Here is a 17,624-nt window from a genome sequence, read left to right on the forward strand (position 1 = left end):
CCGTTGCCGTTCGTCCCTTCTCCCCTCGGGGACAAGGTGGCCCGAAGGGTCGGATGAGGGGGCGCGGGACGGAAAGACTTTCCTTATGCCTTCGGCTTCCCCCCTCATCCGCCTGCCGGCACCTTCTCCCCGGAGGGAGAAGGGAAGGGGCAGAGTCGAATGCCATATGCGATGGCCCTGCCTGTAAGGGGGGGAAGTCAAAGGCTGGCTCGCCGTTCCACAATGAATTGCCAGAAAGGCGGCACGTTGAGCCCCTCCCCTGCAGGGAAGGGTGTTTCCTACACCCGTCCCGGCAACACCCGATCCGGCGGCCGGTGGCCGTCGAAGAAGGTACGGATGTTGATCACCACCTTCTCGCCCATGTCGATGCGGCCCTCGATGGTGGCCGAGCTCATATGCGGCAGCAGCACCACCTTGCCTTCGGACGCCAGCTTCAGGAGCTTCGGATTGACCGCCGGCTCGTTCTCGAAGACATCGAGCCCGGCCCCGGCGATCCTGCCTTCCTTCAGGCACTTGATCAGCGCCGTCTCGTCGATGATGCCGCCGCGTGCCGTGTTGACGATGTAGCTCGTCGGCTGCATCAGCTCGAGCCTGCGGGCCGAGAGAAGGTGATAGGTGGCCGGCGTCGAGGGGCAGTTGACCGAGACGATGTCGACGCGGGCGAGCATCTGGTCGAGGCTGTCCCAGTAGGTCGCTTCCAGCGCGTCTTCGGTGTCGGGGTGCACGCGGTTCCGGTTGTGGTAGTGGATGGAAAGGCCGAAGGCCTTGGCGCGCTTGGCGACGGCGGTGCCGATGCGGCCCATGCCGACGATGCCGAGCCGCTTGCCCCAGATGCGCCGGCCGAGCATCCAGGTCGGCGACCAGCCGGCCCACTCGCCCTTGCGGTCCGTCAGGATGCGCGCGCCCTCGGCAAGCCGGCGCGGCACGGCGAGGATGAGTGCCAGCGTCATGTCGGCGGTGTCCTCGGTCAGGACGTTCGGCGTGTTGGTGACGGTGATGCCCTTTCGCGCGGCGGCTTCCACGTCGACATTGTCGACGCCGTTGGAAAAGCACGCGATCAATTTGAGCTGGGGCCCCGCCTGCTCGATCAGCGCGGCGTCGATCCGGTCGGTCAGCGTCGGCACCAGCACGTCGGCGCTCTTCACGGCGGCGACGAGCTCGGGCTGGGTGCGCGGGCTGTCGTCGATGTTGAGCTCGGCGTCGAACAGTTCGCGCATCCGGGTCTCCACCACCTCGGGCAGGCGGCGGGTGATGTAGACCTTCGGCTTTTTCTTCTGCGTCATGGGATGTTCCGGCGTCCTGTTGACGGGTCCTTAACCAAGTTGGGCAAGAATTGCTTCATCAGGGGCATTTTCTACCAGACCCGGTCGCGAAGACAATCCGCTCATGGGGCGGTCCCCGCGTTTTGCCACTCCGCGCCGGTTCGGCAGCCTGACGCCCTCCTCAGTTTGTGCGGATTTTGCCATGTGTAACCTCCTCGTGCGTTTCAGCCTTGCGGCCCTTGCGGGCGTTTTCGTTTCCCTCGCCGGCGCTGGCATCGCCCATGCGCAGGCGGCCAAGGGCCCGAGCGGCCTGCCGCTGCCGCGCTTCGTCAGCCTCAAGGCGAAGAGCGTCAACCTGCGCGTCGGCCCGAGCGTCGATTATGCCGTGTCCTGGCGCTACATGAAATCCGGCGTGCCGGTCGAGATCATCCAGGAATACGACAACTGGCGCCGCATCCGCGACGCCGACGGCACGGAGGGCTGGGTCAACCAGGCGCTGCTTTCCGGCGAGCGCACCGCCGTGGCCGCGCCGTGGATGCGCGGCAAGGGCGAGGAGATCTTCGTCAACATGCGCCGCGAGGGGCTGGCGAACGCCACCGTCGTCGCCAAGATCCAGCCTGGCGTCGTGGTGAAGGTCGGCGAATGCAACGGCGACTGGTGCCGCGCCGAGGTGGACGGCACGGCCGGTTGGGTCTCGCAGAACGAGATCTGGGGCGCCTATCCCGGCGAAGCCTTCAAATAAGGCCGGCCCTGCGGCCTTCCTCCGCCAGCGACAGCAGCGGACGGGGGCCGACCTGCTGGATGACGAGGCCGGCGGCAAGGCTGCCGAGCTTGCCGCAGTCGGCCAGCGAACGTCCCGCGGTGTAACCGTAGAGGAAGCCGGCGGCATAGAGGTCGCCCGCGCCCGTCGTGTCCACCACCCTTGGAATGCTGATCGCGTCCACCTTCGTCCGCTCGCCCTTCGTCAGGATGATGGAGCCTTCCTCGCTCATCGTCACCGCCGCGAGCCGGCAGTCTTCGGCGATGCGCCGCAATGCCTCCTCGAAGTCCTCCGTCTCGTAGAGCGCCAGCGCCTCCGCCTTGTTGGCGAAGACGATGTCGACGGTGCCGGAGCGCATCAGGTCGAGGAACTCGCCGCGATAGCGGTGCACGCAGAAACTGTCCGACAGCGTCATCGACATCTCGCGGCCGTTGGCATGGGCGATGCGGGCGCATTCGCGGATCGCGTCCTTGGCGCGCGGCGGATCCCACAGATAGCCCTCGAAATAGGTGACCCTGGCGCTGGCGACGACCTCTTCCTCCACGTCCTCGGGTCCGAGCTCCACGCAGGCGCCGAGATAGGTGTTCATCGAGCGCTCGCCGTCCGGCGTCACGAAGATCATCGAGCGTGCGGTCGGCGGCGTGCCGGCGAGCGGCCTCGTCTCGAAATGGACGCCCTGGGCGCGGATGTCGTGGATGAAGATGTCGCCGAGCTGGTCGTTCGCGACCTTGCCGAAATAGGCGGCACGGCCGCCGAAGCTGGCGACGCCCGCGGCCGTGTTGCCGGCGCTGCCGCCGGAGGCTTCGAGCGCCGGCCCCATGCGGGAATAGAGCAGTTCGGCGCGGCTTGCATCGATGAGGTTCATCGCGCCCTTGATGATGCCGTTGTCCGCGATGAAGGCTTCGTCGCAGCGCGCGATGATGTCGACGATGGCATTGCCGACCGTCAGCACGTCGAATGTGGTCATGCGGGGAGTTCCGTATCCGTTGGTGAAGAGCCGGGACTCGGTCTTAACGGATTTTCCGGAAGTTGAAAGAAAGAAAAAAGCCGCCGCGCCGTTTCCGGCGGGCGGCCCGGGGTGCCGGATTGATACCCGATCAGTCCTTGGCGCGCTCGACGTAGGAACCGTCTTCCGTCGCGATGACGACGCGGGTGCCGGCGGTGATGTGCGGCGGGACCAGCGTGCGGATGCCGTTCGACAGGATCGCCGGCTTGTAGGAGGAGGAGGCCGTCTGGCCCTTGACGACCGGCTCGGTCTCGGTGATCTCGAGCGTGACGTGGCGCGGCAGGTCGATGGCGATGGCGATGCCTTCGTGCACCGACAGGATGACCGTCATGCCTTCCTGGAGATAGGCCTTGAGGTCGCCGATGTCTTCCTGCGACATGGTGAGCTGGTCGTAGGTTTCCGGGTTCATGAAGTGGAAGCCGTCGCCGTCCTCGTAGAGGTAGTTGTGCTCGCGGTCCTCCACGAAGGCGCGCTCGACCTGCTCGGTCGTGCGGTAGCGCTCGGAAACCTTGGTGCCGTCGGAGATGCGGCGCATGTCGATCTGGGTGACCGGCGTGCCCTTGCCGGGATGGAAGTTCTGCGCCGTCAGCACGACATAGAGCTTGCCATCGACGTCGAGGACATTGCCCTTGCGGACGGAAGAGGCGATGATCTTTACCATAAGTCTTCCTTGTAACTGGATGGATCGCGTCGTAGAGGACCGCCACGAGACGCGTTCCCCGAACGCCCGAAAAGCGTTTTCGGGCCGCAACTATCCTATATTCCGGCAAAAGACCAGTCTTGCCGCCGGCATGGCCGAAGAAACCTGTCACATGAGCGCCACAAGTTCCAAGCCCTCGCCCTGGTGGACGCCCGACGTCCATGCCGACCGCCGGCCCTTCCTGGTGGCGCGCAACCGCATCCAGGCGGCGCTGCGCGGCTGGTTTGCCGCGCGCGACTTCATCGAGGTGGATACGGCGACGCTGCAGGTCTCGCCCGGCAACGAGGCGCATCTGCATGCCTTCGAGACCGCCGCCATCGGCCATGCGGGCACGAGGACGCCGCTCTACCTGCACACCTCCCCGGAATTCGCCTGCAAGAAGCTCCTGGCGGCGGGCGAACGGCGCATCGCCTGCTTCGCCCATGTCTACCGCAACCGCGAGCGCGGTCCGCTGCACCATCCCGAGTTCACCATGCTGGAATGGTATCGGGCGGGCGAGACCTATGACGTGCTGATGGCCGATTGCGGCGAGATGCTCGCGCTCGCGGCCGACATGGCGGGCGTCTCCCGGCTCGCCTATCGCGGCGCGACCTGCGATCCCGCGCTGGCGCCCGAGCGGCTGACCGTGGCGGATGCCTTCACGCGCCACGCCGGCATCGATCTCCTCGCCACCATCGGTCCCGATGGCGCGACGGATCGCGCGGCCCTTGCCGCCGCCATGCGGGCGGGCGGGCTGCGGGTCGCGGACGACGACACCTGGGCCGACCTTTTCAGCCGCGTGCTGGTGGAAAAGGTCGAGCCAAAACTCGGCTTCGGCCGCGCCACCGTCCTTTGCGAATATCCGACCGCCGAAGCCGCGCTGGCGCGCCCCGCCCCGCACGATCCGCGCGTCGCCGAGCGCTTCGAGCTCTATGCCTGCGGCGTGGAACTGGCCAATGCCTTCGGGGAACTGACGGACGCCGCCGAGCAGCGCCGCCGCTTCGAGCTGGAAATGGCGGAAAAGGCCCGCGTCTACGGCGAGACCTATCCGCTCGACGAGGACTTTCTGGCCGCGCTCGCCGCAATGCCGGAGGCGAGCGGCATCGCGCTGGGCTTCGACCGCCTCGTCATGCTGGCGACCGGCGCGTCGCGCATCGAACAGGTGCTCTGGGCCCCCGTCGCGGAGACCGCGCCGTGACGGCCGCGCGCAGCCTGACGACGGTCGCCGAACTCGCCGCCGCCGGCCTCGTCCCCGAGGCGAAACGGGCCGAAGCGACCGCCGTTGCCGAGCGCTACGCCGTCGCCGTCACGCCCGCGCTCGCCGCGCTGATCGATGCGGGCGATCCGCTCGATCCCATCGCCCGCCAGTTCATCCCCGATGCCGCCGAGCTCGTGACCCTGCCGGAGGAGCGCGCCGACCCCATCGGCGACCTTGCGCACAGCCCCGTCGAGGGCATCGTGCACCGCTATCCCGACCGCGTGCTGCTCAAGGCCGTGCATGTCTGCCCGGTCTATTGCCGCTTCTGCTTCCGCCGCGAGATGGTGGGGCCGGAAGGTCTCGGGACCCTCTCCGCCAAGGCGCTCGACGCGGCCGTCGCCTATATCGCCGGGCGGCCGGAGATCTGGGAGGTCATCCTGACGGGTGGCGATCCGCTTGTCCTGTCCCCGCGCCGTCTCCAGGCGATCACGGAGCGGCTTGCGGCCATCCCGCATCTGAAGATCGTGCGCTTCCATTCCCGCGTGCCGGTCGTCGATCCGGCGCGGGTGGACGAGGCGCTCGTTGCGGCGCTGAAGGCCTCCGGCAAGACGACCTATGTGGCGCTCCACGCCAACCACCCCAAAGAATTCACGGCCGATGCAAGCGCCGCCATCGCCCGCATTGTCGATGCCGGCATGGTCATGGTCAGCCAGACGGTGCTCCTGAAGGGGGTCAACGACGACGCGGCGGTGCTCGCCGATCTTATGCGGCTCTTCGTCGAGAACCGGGTGAAGCCCTATTACCTGCACCACCCGGACCTGGCGCCCGGCACGGCGCATTTCCGCCTCTCGCTCGCCGAGGGCAGGGCGCTGGTCGAAGGACTGCGCGGCCGGGTTTCCGGCCTCTGCCAGCCCGCCTATATCCTCGATATTCCCGGCGGCCACGGCAAGGTGCGGGCGGATTCCACTGCGGTGGAGGAAGCGGATGACGGATGTTTCCGCCTGCGCGATTTCCGCGGCGTAGCGCATGACTATCCGCCGCGCGCGGCCAAGCAATAGCCTCGGCGCCGGCCTCGCGGTGCCGGCTCGCAATATCCGTTTCGCCGTTCCGGCCCGCGCCCGCCTCGAAGCTTCCCGCGTTCTCTCAGAATTCCTCCCAGTCGCCGTCGGAACCCGTCTCCCGCCGGACGCCGAGCGCGCCGGCGAGTTTCTCGCCGAGGGCGAGGGCGGGGGAGCCGACGGGGCGGGAAGCATTCGATGCGGGCTTGACGTTCCACTGGCCGGGCGACTTGCGGGCGGCCTTCGCCTCCGGAGCCGCAAGGGGCCGAGCCGTCGCGGCGGCCGGCACGATGTGCAGGTGCGGCGCATGCGCGGCGCGGCCCGCGGCGGCCGAGCCGCCGACGTTGAAACGGCCGATCAGCGCGTTGAGCGCCTGCACTTCCGAGGCGAGGCCATGGCTCGCGGCGGTCGTTTCCTCGACCATCGCCGCGTTCTTTTGCGTGCCCTGGTCCATCGCGTTGACGGCGGTGTTGATCTCCTGAAGGCCGGTCGACTGCTCGCGGGCGGCTTCGACGATGGCCTCGACATGGCCGTTGATCTCCTGGACCTCGCTGACGATGGTCTGGAGCGCGCGGCCCGTCTCGCCGACGAGCGACACGCCGGAGCGCACCTGTTCGCCCGAGGTGGTGATCAGCGACTTGATCTCCCGTGCGGCCGTTGCCGAGCGCTGGGCGAGCTCGCGCACTTCCTGCGCCACGACCGCGAAACCCTTGCCGGCCTCGCCCGCGCGGGCAGCCTCCACCCCGGCATTCAGCGCCAGCAGGTTCGTCTGGAAGGCGATGTCGTCAATGACGCCGATGATGCTGGTGATCTCGCTGGAGGACTTCTCGATCGCCTGCATGGCCGTGACGGCGCGGCGCACGATCTCCCCGGATTTCTCCGCGCCGGTGCGCGTGCGGGCGACGAGCGCGCCAGCCTCTTCCGCCCGCTTCGTGGAATCCCGGACCGTCGTGGTGATCTCCTCGAGCGCGGCGGCGGTTTCCTCGACGGAGGCGGCCTGCTGCTCGGTACGGCGCGACAGGTCGTCGGCGGCGGCGCGGATCTGGCTGGCGCCTGCATCGATGGCGCGCGCGTTCTCGCCGACTTCGCGCAGCGCCTCGCTGAGGCGCGAGACGGAGGCGTTGAAGTCTTCGCGCAGGCGGTCGAGGTCGCCGTCGAAGGGCTTTTCGATGCGGCAGGTCATGTCGCCGCCCGCCAGCTTGCCGAGCGCGTCCGCAAGGCTGGCGACGGCTTCCTGCACGCGGCCGCTGTCGCGGGTGCGCTCGGCCTCGCGCGCCTGGCGCTCGCCCTCGGCGTTGCGGCGGCCGTCCTCGTTCTGGCGTTCCAGGCGCAGGCGTTCGGCGGCATTGTCGCGGAAGACGGCGACGGTGGCGGCCATCTCGCCGATCTCGTCCCCGCGCTCGGCATGGGGGATGGCCACGGCGGTGTCGCCGCCGGCAAGGCGCTTCATCGCGCCGGCAAGGCCGTTGAGCGGCTTCACGACGCGGCGGTTGACGAGGAAGATGGCGGCGATGGCAAGGCCCATGGCCGCCGCGAGCGAGGCCCAGGTGAGCGCGAAGGCGGTGCCTTCCTCGGCGCGCGCGGCAAGGATCGTCTCTTCCGTGACCGTCTGCGTGCGGGCGACGAGGTCGTTGAGGGACGCGGTGATCGCATCGGCGCCCGCCTGCATCGGCCCCTTGTAGACCTCCAGCGCCGGCCCCTTGGCGGCGATGGCCGAGAACTGGATGAGCTTGGCGGACTCGTCGAGATAGGCCTTCAGCGCGGCCCTGATGCCGTCGATCTCGGCAGCCGTCGCCGCATCGCCGCTGTTGGCCGCGCCATAGGAATCCACCATGCCGGCAAAGGCATCGGCGCGCTCCTTGATACGGCTTTCGATGCGGCCGATCTCGTCGGGGTCCATCGAGAGCAGGTGCTCGGAATAGGTGGCATGCAGTTCGGAGAAGGCATGGCTGAGCTGCAGGATGGTGTTCATCTGCGGCATGCGTTCGGCGCCGATCCGCTCGACATGGCCGGTCATCGCCGAGAGCGAGCGGAAGGCGACGGCGCCTTGCAGGCCGCCCAGCGCCACCATGAGGACGAAAAGCGCGGGCAGGAGCCTGCTGATCCGGACATTGCGCATGACGGTTTCCTGATTGTTCTGCGACCCGGCTGCGTGCGGGTGCGCGAAAGTGTAGGAGGGGTCGTTTAACGGCGCCTTAATGCATGGTGCGGCGGCCCGTCTTGCCGGCCGCTTTTCCACACCCTACATGCGAGGGCGAACAGGAGTTTCCGATGATCCTCGACGCTGCGCGGCTTTCGCTCGCCAATCTCTTCGCCCCCGAGACGCGCGGCGTCTTCTGGAAGGTCCTGGGACTTACCGTCCTTGCCCTCATCGTGGTCTGGTTCGGCCTGCGCGAGAGCTTCGTCGCCTTTGTCTGGCCGTGGCTTCAGGGCGCGGTCATGCCGGACCTGCCGCAATGGGCCGGCTGGCTCACCTTCGTCTTCGGCATCGCCGCCAGCCTCGGCCTCGCGCTCGGCCTCGTGCTGCTGCTCGCGCCGGTGACGGCCGTCATCGCCGGCTTCTTCCTCGACGACGTCGCCGAGGTCATCGAGAAGCGCGACTATCCGGCCGATCCGCCGGGGACCGCGCTGCCGCTCGGACCGGCGATCGCGGGCTCGTTGAAATTCCTCGGCATCGTCATCCTCGGCAACCTCTTCGCGCTGCTCCTGCTGTTCATTCCCGGCGTGAACCTCGTCGCCTTCTTCCTCGTCAACGGCTACCTGCTCGGCCGGGAATTCTTCGAGTTCGCCGCGATGCGCTACCGCACGCCAGCAGAGGCGCGCCTGTTCCGGGCCAGGCACGCCTCCACGGTGCTGATCGCCGGCCTGCTGGTGGCGGCGTTCCTGGCGATCCCGGTCGTCAACCTGATGACGCCGCTCTTCGCCGCCGGCCTGATGGTGCATCTCCACAAGGCGCTGAGCCGCAGGGATACGGACGTCTCACTGCGGCAGGGCTGACGCGTCGTACATCGCCGCATAGTCGGCGCTCGGCGGGATCGGCGTGATCACGTCGATCATCACGCCGTTCGGATCGGCGGTGATGAAATGGCGCTGGCCGAAATCCTCGTTCCTGATGGCGCGCAGGATCGGCAGGCCCGCGGCGCGCAACGCCTCGTGAACGGCATCGACGTCCTCCACCTCGAAATTCAGGATGAGGCCCGAGACCGTGCCGCGGCCCGCCGCCGGGATCGTCTCGTGATTGCCGTCGAGCACGGCGAGCGTCACCTTCTCGTCCTCGCGCGACTGGAGATGGACGTACCAGTCGCTGGTGAAGAGCGCCTCGAAGCGGAAATGTGCGATATAGAAAGCCGCGGTGCCGGCCACGTCGCTGGTCATGATCACGGGATAGTAGCTGGTCGCCTTCATCGCTTTCCCTTTCTGCCCGGCGCAATTGCGGACAAGAACCGCTGCACGGTTTTGCTGGAATTGTTCTTCGTAAAAACATACAATCTGCATGTTTCTATCAATTAACATACATGCAGTTTGTATGTAAAGAGGCGAGATGGCACGCAGCAACAAGGAACGCACGGAGGCAACGCGCCTCGCCCTCATCGAGGCCGCCCGGCGGCTCTTCGTGGAGAAGGGCTATGCGGAAACGGCAACGCCCGACATCGTCGCGGAGGCGGGGGTCACGCGCGGCGCGCTCTACCACCATTTCGAGGACAAGAAGGCGCTGTTCCGTGCCGTGCTGGAGCGAGAGGCCGAGGCCGTGGCGGCGCGGATCGAAGCGGTCTCGCTGCCGGCCCGCTCGCCGCGCGAGGCGCTGCTTCTCGGCGCCTCCGCCTATTTCGACGCCATGGCCGCGCCCGGCCGCACGCGCCTCCTGCTGCTCGAAGCACCCGCCGTGCTGGGCTTCGAGGGCGCCGGCGCAATCGACCGGGACAATGCCGAGGCTACGCTCATGGAAGGGTTGTCCGCCCTGCTCGGGCCGGATGCCGAAGCCGCAAGGCTTGCGGCGCTGACCGGCCTCCTTTCCGCCGCCTTCGACCGCGCGGCCATCGCCATCGAGGCCGGCGCCGACCGCAGGGCCTATGAGGCGGCGATCGCCGATCTCCTTGACGGGCTCAGGGCGTAGGGCCGAACACCTGCGGGGGAAGCTCGACCAGCGGGGCGGGCACGTCCGAGGTCTTTTCCGGCGACTTGCAGAGATCGGCTATGACGCAGTGCTCGCATTCGGGCCTGCGCGCCTTGCAACAGTACCGCCCGTGCAGGATCAGCCAGTGATGGGCGTGGTAGAGATATTCGTCCGGGATGATGCGCATCAGCCTGTCCTCCACCTCGTCCGGCGTCTTGCCGGGGGCGAGGCGGATCCGGTTGGCGATGCGGAAGATATGCGTGTCGACCGCCATCGTCGCCTGGCCGAAGGCCATGGAGAGCACGACATTGGCCGTCTTGCGGCCGACGCCGGGCAGCATCACCAGTTCCTCGCGGGTGCGCGGCACCTCGCCGCCGAAGCGTTCGACGAGCATCCGGCTGAGCGCGATGACGTTCTTCGCCTTGTTGCGGTAGAGCCCGATCGTCCTGATGTACTCGCGCACCTTCTCCTCGCCGAGATCGAGCATCTTCTCCGGCGTGTCGGCGACCTTGAAGAGGGCGCGCGTCGCCTTGTTGACGCCGGCATCCGTCGCCTGCGCGGACAGCGCGACGGCGACGACGAGCGTGAAGGGGTTCACATGCTCCAGCTCGCCCTTCGGCTCCGGCCGCTGGATGGAGAAGCGGCGGAAGATCTCCTTCAGCTCGGCCTGCGAATAGAGGCTCTTCACCGGCGCGGACGCCTTGCGGCGCGGCGCCGCCGCGGGCGCTTTCTTCCGGGTCTTCACGCTGTCCATGATGCCTCCGATACGAGCCCCCGCAAAACCGCTACACAGTCCCGCGCGGCTTGCTTATAATCAAGCGTCATGACCCAAGGCAACGCCGACATCACGATGAACGACCTGCCGGTCTTCTCCGCCGAGCTGCATCCCTATCGCTCGCTGGGACGGAACGGGCATCGTATCTTCTTCCTCATCGCGGGCGCGCTCAGCCTCGCCCACATGGCCGTCTTCATGATCTCCGGCGCCTGGCCCGTGGTCATGTTCTTCGGGGCGGATTTCCTCATCCTCTTCGGCGCCTTCTGGCTGAACAACCGGGCGGCCAGGGCAAAAGAGATCGTCTCGCTCTCGCGCACCAACATCTCGATCCGCAAGATCGCGCCGTCCGGCAAGGAAACGGAACATGCCTTCAATCCGTTCTGGGCGCGCTTCCTCGTCTCGCGCAAGGCGAAGATCGGCATCACCGCCATGCATGTGCGCGGCAACGGCCGGGAGACCGACGTCGGCACCTTCCTGCCGCTCGACGACCGCGAGCGCTTCGCCTCCGCCTTTTCCGGCGCGCTGGCGCGGGTAAAGCGCGGTTATTGAGGACATCCGTTCGGCATGAAGCGGGCCCTACGCAGGAATCGGGTGGCGGGCACGCCCGGGGCGTGCTTTTCTGGCGGCACAGGAGAAGAACGATGAACATTGCCGCGACCTTGCAAACCGACATCACGCCCGAGGGCGACGACTACGCGACCGTCCGCCGGGTCATCGAGATGATCACGGAGGACTATCGCGATCAGCCGGGCCTCGAAGGCATCGCGAGCCGGCTCGGCCAGTCGCCGACGCAGTTGCAGAAGACCTTCACCCGCTGGGCCGGCCTCTCGCCGAAGGCGTTCCTGCAGGCCGTCACGCTCGACCATGCCAAGCGCCTCTTGCGCCAGGAGGCGCTTCCCCTGCTCGAAACGAGCTTCGAGGTCGGCCTTTCCGGCCCCGGCCGGCTGCACGACCTTTTCGTGACCCACGAGGCCATGTCGCCCGGCGAGTGGAAGGCGCGCGGGGCGGGCCTCACCATCCGCTACGGCCTCCATCCCTCGCCCTTCGGCGGCGCGCTCGTCATGATCACCGACCGCGGCCTCGCCGGCCTTGCCTTCACCGACGAGCCCGACGGCATGGATGCCTTCGAGGACATGGCCTCCCGCTGGCCGAACGCGCATTATGTCGAGGACCGCGAGGCGACCGCCGCCTATGCGGCGCGCATCTTCGATCCGGAGCGCTGGAACCCGGAAGAGCCGCTGCGTGTCGTGCTGATCGGTTCGGATTTCCAGGTGCGCGTCTGGGAGGCGCTGCTGCGCATTCCCATGGGCTGCGCCGTCACCTATTCCTCCATCGCCGAGAAGCTCGGCCAGCCGACCGCCTCGCGCGCGGTCGGCGCCGCCGTCGGCCGCAATCCCATCTCCTTCGTGGTGCCCTGCCACCGCGCCCTCGGCAAGAGCGGCGCGCTGACGGGCTACCATTGGGGCCTCACGCGCAAGCGCGCCATGCTGGGATGGGAATCAGGCAAGGCCTGAAATGGAAAAGGCCGGCTTTATGGCCCGGCTGTAGAACTCGAAAATTTCTCTTTCGTCATCCCCGGCCTTGTGCCGGGGATCTGCCAGCGTGTCGAAAAACCGCAACGGTGGTAGATCCTCGGGACAGGCCCGAGGATGACGCCGATGAGTGGAGCGGGAGGTGTCGACAATCAACATGAAGAAGGCCGCCCAGACCCGGCCTTCCTTATGTCGGAATGGGCAAAGCCCTCAATGCGCGCCCGACATGTCTCCGAGCACGTCCTTGGACTTCACCGTCGAATCGGCGTTCAGCACGTAGACCATCGGCACGCCCGTCGCGAGGTTGAGCTTCAGGATCTCCTCCCGCGTCAGCCTGTCGAGCACCATGACCAGCGAGCGCAGCGAGTTGCCGTGCGCGGCGACCAGCACCTTTTCGCCGCGCAGCACGCGGGGCAGGATCTCCGTGAGATAATAGGGCCAGACGCGCGCGCCGGTGTCGCGCAGGCTTTCGCCGCCCGGCGGCGGAACGTCATAGGAGCGGCGCCAGATATGGACCTGTTCCTCGCCCCACTTGGCGCGGGCATCGTCCTTGTTGAGGCCGGAAAGGTCGCCGTAGTCGCGCTCGTTGAGCGCCTGGTCGCGGATCGTCTCGAGGCCCGGCTGGCCGATCTCGTCGAGGATGATCTTCAGCGTCTTCTGGGCGCGCGAAAGGTCGGAGGTGAAGGCGATGTCGAACGTGATGCCCGTCTCGGCGAGCGCCTTGCCGCCGGTCCTGGCCTCCTCGACGCCGAGCTCGGTGAGGTCGGGATCGCGCCAGCCGGTGAAGAGGTTTTTCAGGTTCCATTCGCTCTGGCCGTGGCGAACGAGGACGAGGGTTCCGCTCATATGGTCTGTCTCCTGAGGCTGACTTTAATTGAGCCCGAGCACGTCGAGCATGGAATAGAGGCCGGGCTTCCGGTCGCGAGCCCAGAGCGCCGCCTTGACGGCGCCGCGGGCGAAGATCGAGCGGTCCGTCGCGCTGTGCGACAGCGTCACCGTCTCGCCTTCGCCGGCGAGCAGCACGGAATGTTCGCCGATGACCGAGCCGCCGCGCAGCGTGGCAAAGCCGATCGTGCCGACGGGCCGCGGGCCGGTATGGCCGTCGCGCACGCGCACGGAATTCTCCGCCAGCGAAATGCCGCGGCCCTTCGCGGCGGCGTTGCCGAGCAGCAGCGCGGTGCCGGAGGGGGCATCGACCTTGTGCTTGTGGTGCATTTCCAGCACCTCGATGTCCCAGTCGTCGGGGCCGAGCGCTCGGGCGGCCGTCTCGGTCAGCACGCCGAGCAGGTTGACGCCGAGGCTCATATTGCCGGACTTCACGATGCGGGCATGGCGGGCGGCGGCCTTGATCTTCTCGTCGTCGGCGGCCGAGCAGCCGGTGGTGCCGACGACATGCACGATGCGCGCCTGCGCGGCGAGGCCCGCGAACTCGACGGTGGCGGCGGGGGCGGTGAAGTCGAGCACGCCCTCCGCCGCCACGAAGGCTTCCAGCGGCTTGTCGGTGACGGGAACGCCGATCGGGCCGAGGCCGGCAAGCTCCCCCGCATCCCGGCCGACAAAGGGGGAGCCCTCGCGCTCGACGGCGGCGAAGACCTCCGCGCCGTCGATGGCGTGGATGGTGCGGATCAGCGTCTGGCCCATGCGGCCCGCGGCGCCGACGACGACCAGCTTCATTGGGTTGCCGCTCATGTCTTCTCGTCCTTGCTGTCTATTTGCCGGTCAACCGGGCGGGCGCCTGCAGGTTGTTGAGGCGAGCGTAGAGACCGTTCTCGCGCGCCGCAAGCTCCTCGTGCGTGCCTTCCTCGATGACCATGCCGTCCTGCATCGCGATGATCTTGTCGGCGCGCACCACCGTCGAGAGGCGATGCGCGATGACGACCACGGTGCGCCCGCTCATCGCCTCGTCCAGCGCCTTCTGCACGGCCTGTTCCGACTCGGTGTCGAGCGCGGAGGTCGCCTCGTCGAGCAGGAGGATCGGCGCGTTGCGCACCAGCGCGCGGGCGATGGAAAGCCGCTGGCGCTGGCCGCCGGAGAGCGTCACGCCGTTCTCGCCGACGGGCGTGTCGTAGCCGAGCGGCTGGGCGAGGATGAAGTCATGCGCATAGGCATGCCGCGCGGCTTCCTCGATCTCGGCATCCGTCGCGTCCGGGCGGCCGTAGCGGATGTTGTCGCGGATCGTGCCCTCGAAGAGATAGGGCTGCTGGGAGACATAGGCGATGGCGTTGCGCAGCGACTGCTTGGTCACATGCGCGATGTCCTGCCCGTCGATCAGGATCTCGCCGTCCGCCGGGTCGTAGAAGCGCGGAATGAGGCTGATGATGGTGGACTTGCCCGCCCCAGAGGGGCCGACGAGCGCCGTCGTCCTGCCGCCCTCGGCGGTGAAGCTGACGCCCTTGAGGATCGTCTCGTTCTCCGAATAGCCGAAACGCACGTCGCGGAAGGTGATGGCCGCATCGGTGATCGCGAGCGGCCGGGCATCGGCGCGGTCGGCCTGGCGCGGTTTGAGGTCGAGGATCTCGTAGATCATGCGGGCATTGACCGCCGCGCGCTCCAGCGAGACCTGCAGGCGGGCGAGGCGCTTGGCGGGGTCGTAGGCCATCAGCAGCGCCGTCACGAAGGAGAAGAAGGCGCCCGGCATGATGCCGCCGTAGATCGAGCGGAAGGCGGCATAGGCAAGGACGCCCGCGATGGTGAAGCCGGCGAAGGATTCGGACATCGGCGCGGTGCGCTCGGTAAGCCGCGCGATGCGGTTCGACCGGTTCTCCGCCCGCTCGATGATGCTGTCGACCTTCTCCTTGAGTTGGTTTTCCATCGTGAAGGCCTTCACGATGGTGATGCCCTGCACCGTCTCCTGCATCGCGCCGAGCACATGGCTGTTCAGTTCGACGGATTCGCGCGTGGCGGCGCGCAGCCGCTTCGAGACGTAGCGCAGGCCGAGAAGAAGCGGCGGTGCGACGGCGAAGACGATGAGCGTCAGCAGCCAGTCCTTCGAGAGCATGACGCCGATGAGGGCAAGCAGCGTGAGGAGGTCGCGCGCCAGCGACGTCACCGTCATGTTGAGGACGTCGCGGATGCCGGAGATGTTCTGGTTGATCTTGGCGGCGAGATAGGCCGAGCGCGACTCGTTGAAATAGCTGACGCTGAGCGCCATCAGATGGGAGAACAGCCGGCGCTGGTAGCGGGCAACGATGTTGTTGCCGATCTTCGACAGGATGACGGCCTGGAAATAGGTCGCGAAGCCGCGCAGCACGAAGGCGGCGAAGATCGAGCCGCAGATGATGAGGACGAGGTCGGCGCGCTTGTTGGCGAAGGCCTCGTTGACGACCGATTCCATGATCCAGGCGGCGTAGGCGGTGGTGCCGGCGATGATGGCGAGGCAAAGGATCGCCAGAAGGTAGCCGCGAATATATTCGCGGCCGTTTTCGGCGATGACGCGCTTGAGCACGCTGGCGATGGTATCGGAGCTGACGGATGGGTGCTCGGTTCGACTCTTCTCGGCCAATAAACTGACTTTCCTGCACGGTCTCGACGGGCGGCCGGTAAACCGGCCCGTGGCCGCTCTATAGGGCGTCGGCCCGCTTTTGGCGAGTCCGCGGCGCGGCGCGGGCCCGCCGGAGCGCTCACCTTTTCCAGCGGCGTCCCTCCGTTGCAACACCGAAGCGGTCCGGCATGCGGGCGAAGGCGGCAAGGCCGGCAAGGGCGGCGACCGGATGGGTGACCACATAGGTCGGGATGGAGTGCAGCAGGGCGCTGTGCGGCGCCTTGTCCTCGAAGGCGGCGCGGAATTCCGGGCCGCGCAGCGCCGGCAGGATCTTCTGCGAGATGCCGCCGGCCAGGAAAACGCCGCCCTTGGCCATGAAGATCATCGCCATGTCGCCGGCCACGCGCCCGAGATAGGTGGAGAACAGCGAGACGGTCTCGATCGCCGCGCGATCCTCCCGGGCGAGTGCCTTCGCCGTCACGTCGGCGGGGGTGGTGAGCGGCGCATCGACGCCGTCGGCGGCCGAAATCGCCTGGTAGATGTTCATGATGCCGCGTCCGCACAGAAGCTGCTCGGCGGAGATGCGGCCCTCGATGGGTTCGAGGAACGGCCATATCTGGTAGTCGCGCTCGCTGCGCGGGCCGACATCGACATGGCCCCCTTCGCCCGGGACCGGGATCCAGCTCTGGCGGGCATGGACGAGCCCGGCGACGCCGAGGCCGGTGCCGGGGCCGAGCACGGCGCGCGAGGCTGCGTGCCTCTCGATGCCGGGCCCGATCTTCTCGCGGTCGCCCTCGTCGAGCGAGGCGACGGCGAGCGCCTGCGCCTCGAAATCGTTGACCAGCAGCACGTCCTCGAAGCCGAGATTGGCGATCATGTCGCGCGGGCGCACCACCCAGGGGCAATTGGTCAGCGGCACCTCGTCGCCCTCGATGGGCCCGGCGAGCGCCAGGATCGCCGAGCGCGGCTGCACCGAGGTCGTATCGAGGATGCACTTTTGCAGCGCGTCGTCGATATTGGCGAAGTCGGCGGTCTGGACGATGGGAAACGGCTTCGGCTCGGCGAAGGCGTCGACCAACAGCGCGAAGCGCGCATTGGTGCCGCCGATGTCGCCGATCAGGATGGGGAAGGGGAGGTTCGCGTCGTTGTCGCCCGGCCGTGCCATCAAGCTGTCCCGTTCGTTCTGGTGGGTGGTCCGCTTTCGCTATCTGCGGCCAAGGTTGCCGTCAATCGGCGGCAAAGTCGAGAAGCTGCTCGGCGGTCGCCCGGTTCAGCGCCATCGGAATGTCGTAGACGATCGCAAGCCGCATCAAGGCCTTTACGTCGACATCGTGCGGCATGGGGGTCAGCGGGTCGACGAAGAAGATCAGCACGTCCACCTCGCCCGTTGCGATCAGCGCGCCGATCTGCTGGTCGCCGCCGAGCGGGCCGCTTTTCAGCCGGGTCACGTCGAGGCCGGGACAGGCCTCCAGCACACGGCCGCCGGTCGTGCCGGTCGCGACGATCCGCGCCTGCGCAAGAACCCTCTCGTTCTTCAGCGCGAAGGCCGCCATGTCGTCCTTCTTCTCGTCATGCGCGATGAGCGCGATGCATTTCTGGCGCGACATGGACGCTCCCCAGCGATTTTAAATCGATTTGAACGCCTTATACAAAAGCGGCGGAGTGTTGAAAAGCCCCGAAGGCCCCTCTGCCTGCATCTCCGCCACAAGGGGAGAAGGAGGCTTGCTCGCCGTTCAATATTTATGGCGAGCCGTGCGGC

Annotated in this window: 19 protein-coding genes; 7 read left to right on the forward strand and 12 right to left on the reverse strand. The window is 67.4% G+C overall.

From position 1 onward, the window contains the following. Positions 1-278 precede the first annotated feature (278 nt). On the reverse strand, positions 279-1,283 hold the full coding sequence (locus L0976_RS08050; RefSeq protein ID WP_203317123.1) for a D-glycerate dehydrogenase: 1,005 nt from the start codon (positions 1,281-1,283) through the stop codon (positions 279-281). A 181-nt stretch (positions 1,284-1,464) separates the two neighbouring features. Here L0976_RS08050 and L0976_RS08055 point away from each other — a divergent pair, with 181 nt between their 5' ends. Next, positions 1,465-2,004: an SH3 domain-containing protein gene (locus L0976_RS08055; RefSeq protein ID WP_234186862.1), complete on the forward strand. Its 540-nt coding sequence runs from the start codon at positions 1,465-1,467 to the stop codon at positions 2,002-2,004. Here L0976_RS08055 and L0976_RS08060 read toward each other — a convergent pair. Beyond that, on the reverse strand, positions 1,997-2,989 hold the full coding sequence (locus L0976_RS08060; protein WP_234186863.1) for an adenosine kinase: 993 nt from the start codon (positions 2,987-2,989) through the stop codon (positions 1,997-1,999). The two genes, L0976_RS08055 and L0976_RS08060, sit on opposite strands and share 8 nt — an antisense overlap. A 130-nt stretch (positions 2,990-3,119) precedes the next feature. After that, positions 3,120-3,689, reverse strand: coding sequence for an elongation factor P (gene efp / locus L0976_RS08065; protein WP_203317126.1), 570 nt, complete (start codon positions 3,687-3,689; stop codon positions 3,120-3,122). A gap of 151 nt (positions 3,690-3,840) precedes the next feature. Here efp and epmA point away from each other — a divergent pair, with 151 nt between their 5' ends. Together epmA and L0976_RS08075 are read left to right on the forward strand one after the other, a co-directional pair. Continuing rightward, positions 3,841-4,905 (forward strand): EF-P lysine aminoacylase EpmA, encoded by a 1,065-nt coding sequence (gene epmA / locus L0976_RS08070; protein WP_234186864.1) that lies wholly within the window; start codon positions 3,841-3,843, stop codon positions 4,903-4,905. After that, positions 4,902-5,963: a lysine-2,3-aminomutase-like protein gene (locus tag L0976_RS08075; RefSeq protein WP_234186865.1), complete on the forward strand. Its 1,062-nt coding sequence runs from the start codon at positions 4,902-4,904 to the stop codon at positions 5,961-5,963. Before epmA ends, L0976_RS08075 begins: the two co-directional genes overlap by 4 nt. Before the next feature lie 85 nt (positions 5,964-6,048). Here the strand turns inward: L0976_RS08075 and L0976_RS08080 are convergent, their stop codons facing one another. Further along, positions 6,049-8,082 (reverse strand): methyl-accepting chemotaxis protein, encoded by a 2,034-nt coding sequence (locus tag L0976_RS08080; protein WP_304951663.1) that lies wholly within the window; start codon positions 8,080-8,082, stop codon positions 6,049-6,051. Between the two features lie 152 nt (positions 8,083-8,234). Here L0976_RS08080 and L0976_RS08090 point away from each other — a divergent pair, with 152 nt between their 5' ends. Then, positions 8,235-8,960, forward strand: coding sequence for a sulfate transporter family protein (locus tag L0976_RS08090; protein ID WP_203317130.1), 726 nt, complete (start codon positions 8,235-8,237; stop codon positions 8,958-8,960). Here L0976_RS08090 and L0976_RS08095 read toward each other — a convergent pair. After that, positions 8,943-9,368 (reverse strand): VOC family protein, encoded by a 426-nt coding sequence (locus L0976_RS08095; protein WP_234186866.1) that lies wholly within the window; start codon positions 9,366-9,368, stop codon positions 8,943-8,945. The two genes, L0976_RS08090 and L0976_RS08095, sit on opposite strands and share 18 nt — an antisense overlap. Positions 9,369-9,504: 136 nt before the next feature. Between L0976_RS08095 and L0976_RS08100 the strand changes: the two genes are divergently transcribed. Then, complete coding sequence (locus L0976_RS08100) at positions 9,505-10,077, forward strand: TetR family transcriptional regulator (protein WP_234186867.1); 573 nt, start codon at positions 9,505-9,507, stop codon at positions 10,075-10,077. Here the strand turns inward: L0976_RS08100 and nth are convergent. Continuing rightward, positions 10,067-10,831, reverse strand: coding sequence for an endonuclease III (nth, locus tag L0976_RS08105; RefSeq protein ID WP_234186868.1), 765 nt, complete (start codon positions 10,829-10,831; stop codon positions 10,067-10,069). The genes L0976_RS08100 and nth overlap by 11 nt on opposite strands. A 69-nt stretch (positions 10,832-10,900) precedes the next feature. On the opposite strand from nth, the gene L0976_RS08110 reads away from it, so the two are divergent. Together L0976_RS08110 and L0976_RS08115 are read left to right on the forward strand one after the other, a co-directional pair. Next, on the forward strand, positions 10,901-11,401 hold the full coding sequence (locus L0976_RS08110) for a DUF2244 domain-containing protein (protein ID WP_234186869.1): 501 nt from the start codon (positions 10,901-10,903) through the stop codon (positions 11,399-11,401). A 92-nt stretch (positions 11,402-11,493) separates the two neighbouring features. After that, the gene (locus L0976_RS08115; RefSeq protein ID WP_203317135.1) at positions 11,494-12,366 is read left to right on the forward strand and encodes a bifunctional helix-turn-helix domain-containing protein/methylated-DNA--[protein]-cysteine S-methyltransferase; all 873 of its coding nucleotides are present in this window, start codon (positions 11,494-11,496) and stop codon (positions 12,364-12,366) included. On the opposite strand, the gene L0976_RS08120 is transcribed toward L0976_RS08115, so the two are convergent. From L0976_RS08120 to L0976_RS08145, 6 genes are all read right to left on the reverse strand, one after another. Next, positions 12,352-12,543, reverse strand: coding sequence for a hypothetical protein (locus tag L0976_RS08120; protein WP_234186870.1), 192 nt, complete (start codon positions 12,541-12,543; stop codon positions 12,352-12,354). The two genes, L0976_RS08115 and L0976_RS08120, sit on opposite strands and share 15 nt — an antisense overlap. A gap of 51 nt (positions 12,544-12,594) precedes the next feature. Then, on the reverse strand, positions 12,595-13,230 hold the full coding sequence (locus tag L0976_RS08125) for a 2,3-bisphosphoglycerate-dependent phosphoglycerate mutase (RefSeq protein WP_203317136.1): 636 nt from the start codon (positions 13,228-13,230) through the stop codon (positions 12,595-12,597). Between the two features lie 24 nt (positions 13,231-13,254). After that, the gene (gene dapB, locus L0976_RS08130; RefSeq protein WP_234186871.1) at positions 13,255-14,073 is read right to left on the reverse strand and encodes a 4-hydroxy-tetrahydrodipicolinate reductase; all 819 of its coding nucleotides are present in this window, start codon (positions 14,071-14,073) and stop codon (positions 13,255-13,257) included. Between the two features lie 19 nt (positions 14,074-14,092). Further along, on the reverse strand, positions 14,093-15,886 hold the full coding sequence (locus tag L0976_RS08135) for an ABC transporter ATP-binding protein (RefSeq protein WP_234186872.1): 1,794 nt from the start codon (positions 15,884-15,886) through the stop codon (positions 14,093-14,095). A 118-nt stretch (positions 15,887-16,004) separates the two neighbouring features. After that, the gene (locus L0976_RS08140; RefSeq protein WP_234186873.1) at positions 16,005-17,030 is read right to left on the reverse strand and encodes a glucokinase; all 1,026 of its coding nucleotides are present in this window, start codon (positions 17,028-17,030) and stop codon (positions 16,005-16,007) included. Positions 17,031-17,091: 61 nt separating this feature from the next. Then, on the reverse strand, positions 17,092-17,472 hold the full coding sequence (locus tag L0976_RS08145; RefSeq protein WP_234186874.1) for a methylglyoxal synthase: 381 nt from the start codon (positions 17,470-17,472) through the stop codon (positions 17,092-17,094). Positions 17,473-17,624 lie beyond the last annotated feature (152 nt).

Source organism: Shinella sp. NM-101 (assembly GCF_021401195.1).
In the GTDB taxonomy this organism is placed as follows: Bacteria; Pseudomonadota; Alphaproteobacteria; order Rhizobiales; family Rhizobiaceae; genus Shinella.

Excerpts from the sequence above, each read along its gene's own strand:
- L0976_RS08120 (WP_234186870.1), bottom strand. The coding sequence starts at position 12,543 with ATGTTGATTGTCGACACCTCCCGCTCCACTCATCGGCGTCATCCTCGG.
- L0976_RS08050 (WP_203317123.1), bottom strand. The coding sequence starts at position 1,283 with ATGACGCAGAAGAAAAAGCCGAAGGTCTACATCACCCGCCGCCTGCCC.
- L0976_RS08145 (WP_234186874.1), bottom strand. The coding sequence starts at position 17,472 with ATGTCGCGCCAGAAATGCATCGCGCTCATCGCGCATGACGAGAAGAAG.
- L0976_RS08125 (WP_203317136.1), bottom strand. The coding sequence starts at position 13,230 with ATGAGCGGAACCCTCGTCCTCGTTCGCCACGGCCAGAGCGAATGGAAC.
- L0976_RS08090 (WP_203317130.1), top strand. The coding sequence starts at position 8,235 with ATGATCCTCGACGCTGCGCGGCTTTCGCTCGCCAATCTCTTCGCCCCC.
- L0976_RS08100 (WP_234186867.1), top strand. The coding sequence starts at position 9,505 with ATGGCACGCAGCAACAAGGAACGCACGGAGGCAACGCGCCTCGCCCTC.
- efp (WP_203317126.1), bottom strand. The coding sequence starts at position 3,689 with ATGGTAAAGATCATCGCCTCTTCCGTCCGCAAGGGCAATGTCCTCGAC.
- L0976_RS08060 (WP_234186863.1), bottom strand. The coding sequence starts at position 2,989 with ATGACCACATTCGACGTGCTGACGGTCGGCAATGCCATCGTCGACATC.
- L0976_RS08115 (WP_203317135.1), top strand. The coding sequence starts at position 11,494 with ATGAACATTGCCGCGACCTTGCAAACCGACATCACGCCCGAGGGCGAC.
- epmA (WP_234186864.1), top strand. The coding sequence starts at position 3,841 with ATGAGCGCCACAAGTTCCAAGCCCTCGCCCTGGTGGACGCCCGACGTC.
- L0976_RS08095 (WP_234186866.1), bottom strand. The coding sequence starts at position 9,368 with ATGAAGGCGACCAGCTACTATCCCGTGATCATGACCAGCGACGTGGCC.
- L0976_RS08140 (WP_234186873.1), bottom strand. The coding sequence starts at position 17,030 with ATGGCACGGCCGGGCGACAACGACGCGAACCTCCCCTTCCCCATCCTG.
- L0976_RS08110 (WP_234186869.1), top strand. The coding sequence starts at position 10,901 with ATGACCCAAGGCAACGCCGACATCACGATGAACGACCTGCCGGTCTTC.
- L0976_RS08055 (WP_234186862.1), top strand. The coding sequence starts at position 1,465 with ATGTGTAACCTCCTCGTGCGTTTCAGCCTTGCGGCCCTTGCGGGCGTT.
- nth (WP_234186868.1), bottom strand. The coding sequence starts at position 10,831 with ATGGACAGCGTGAAGACCCGGAAGAAAGCGCCCGCGGCGGCGCCGCGC.
- L0976_RS08080 (WP_304951663.1), bottom strand. The coding sequence starts at position 8,082 with ATGCGCAATGTCCGGATCAGCAGGCTCCTGCCCGCGCTTTTCGTCCTC.
- dapB (WP_234186871.1), bottom strand. The coding sequence starts at position 14,073 with ATGAGCGGCAACCCAATGAAGCTGGTCGTCGTCGGCGCCGCGGGCCGC.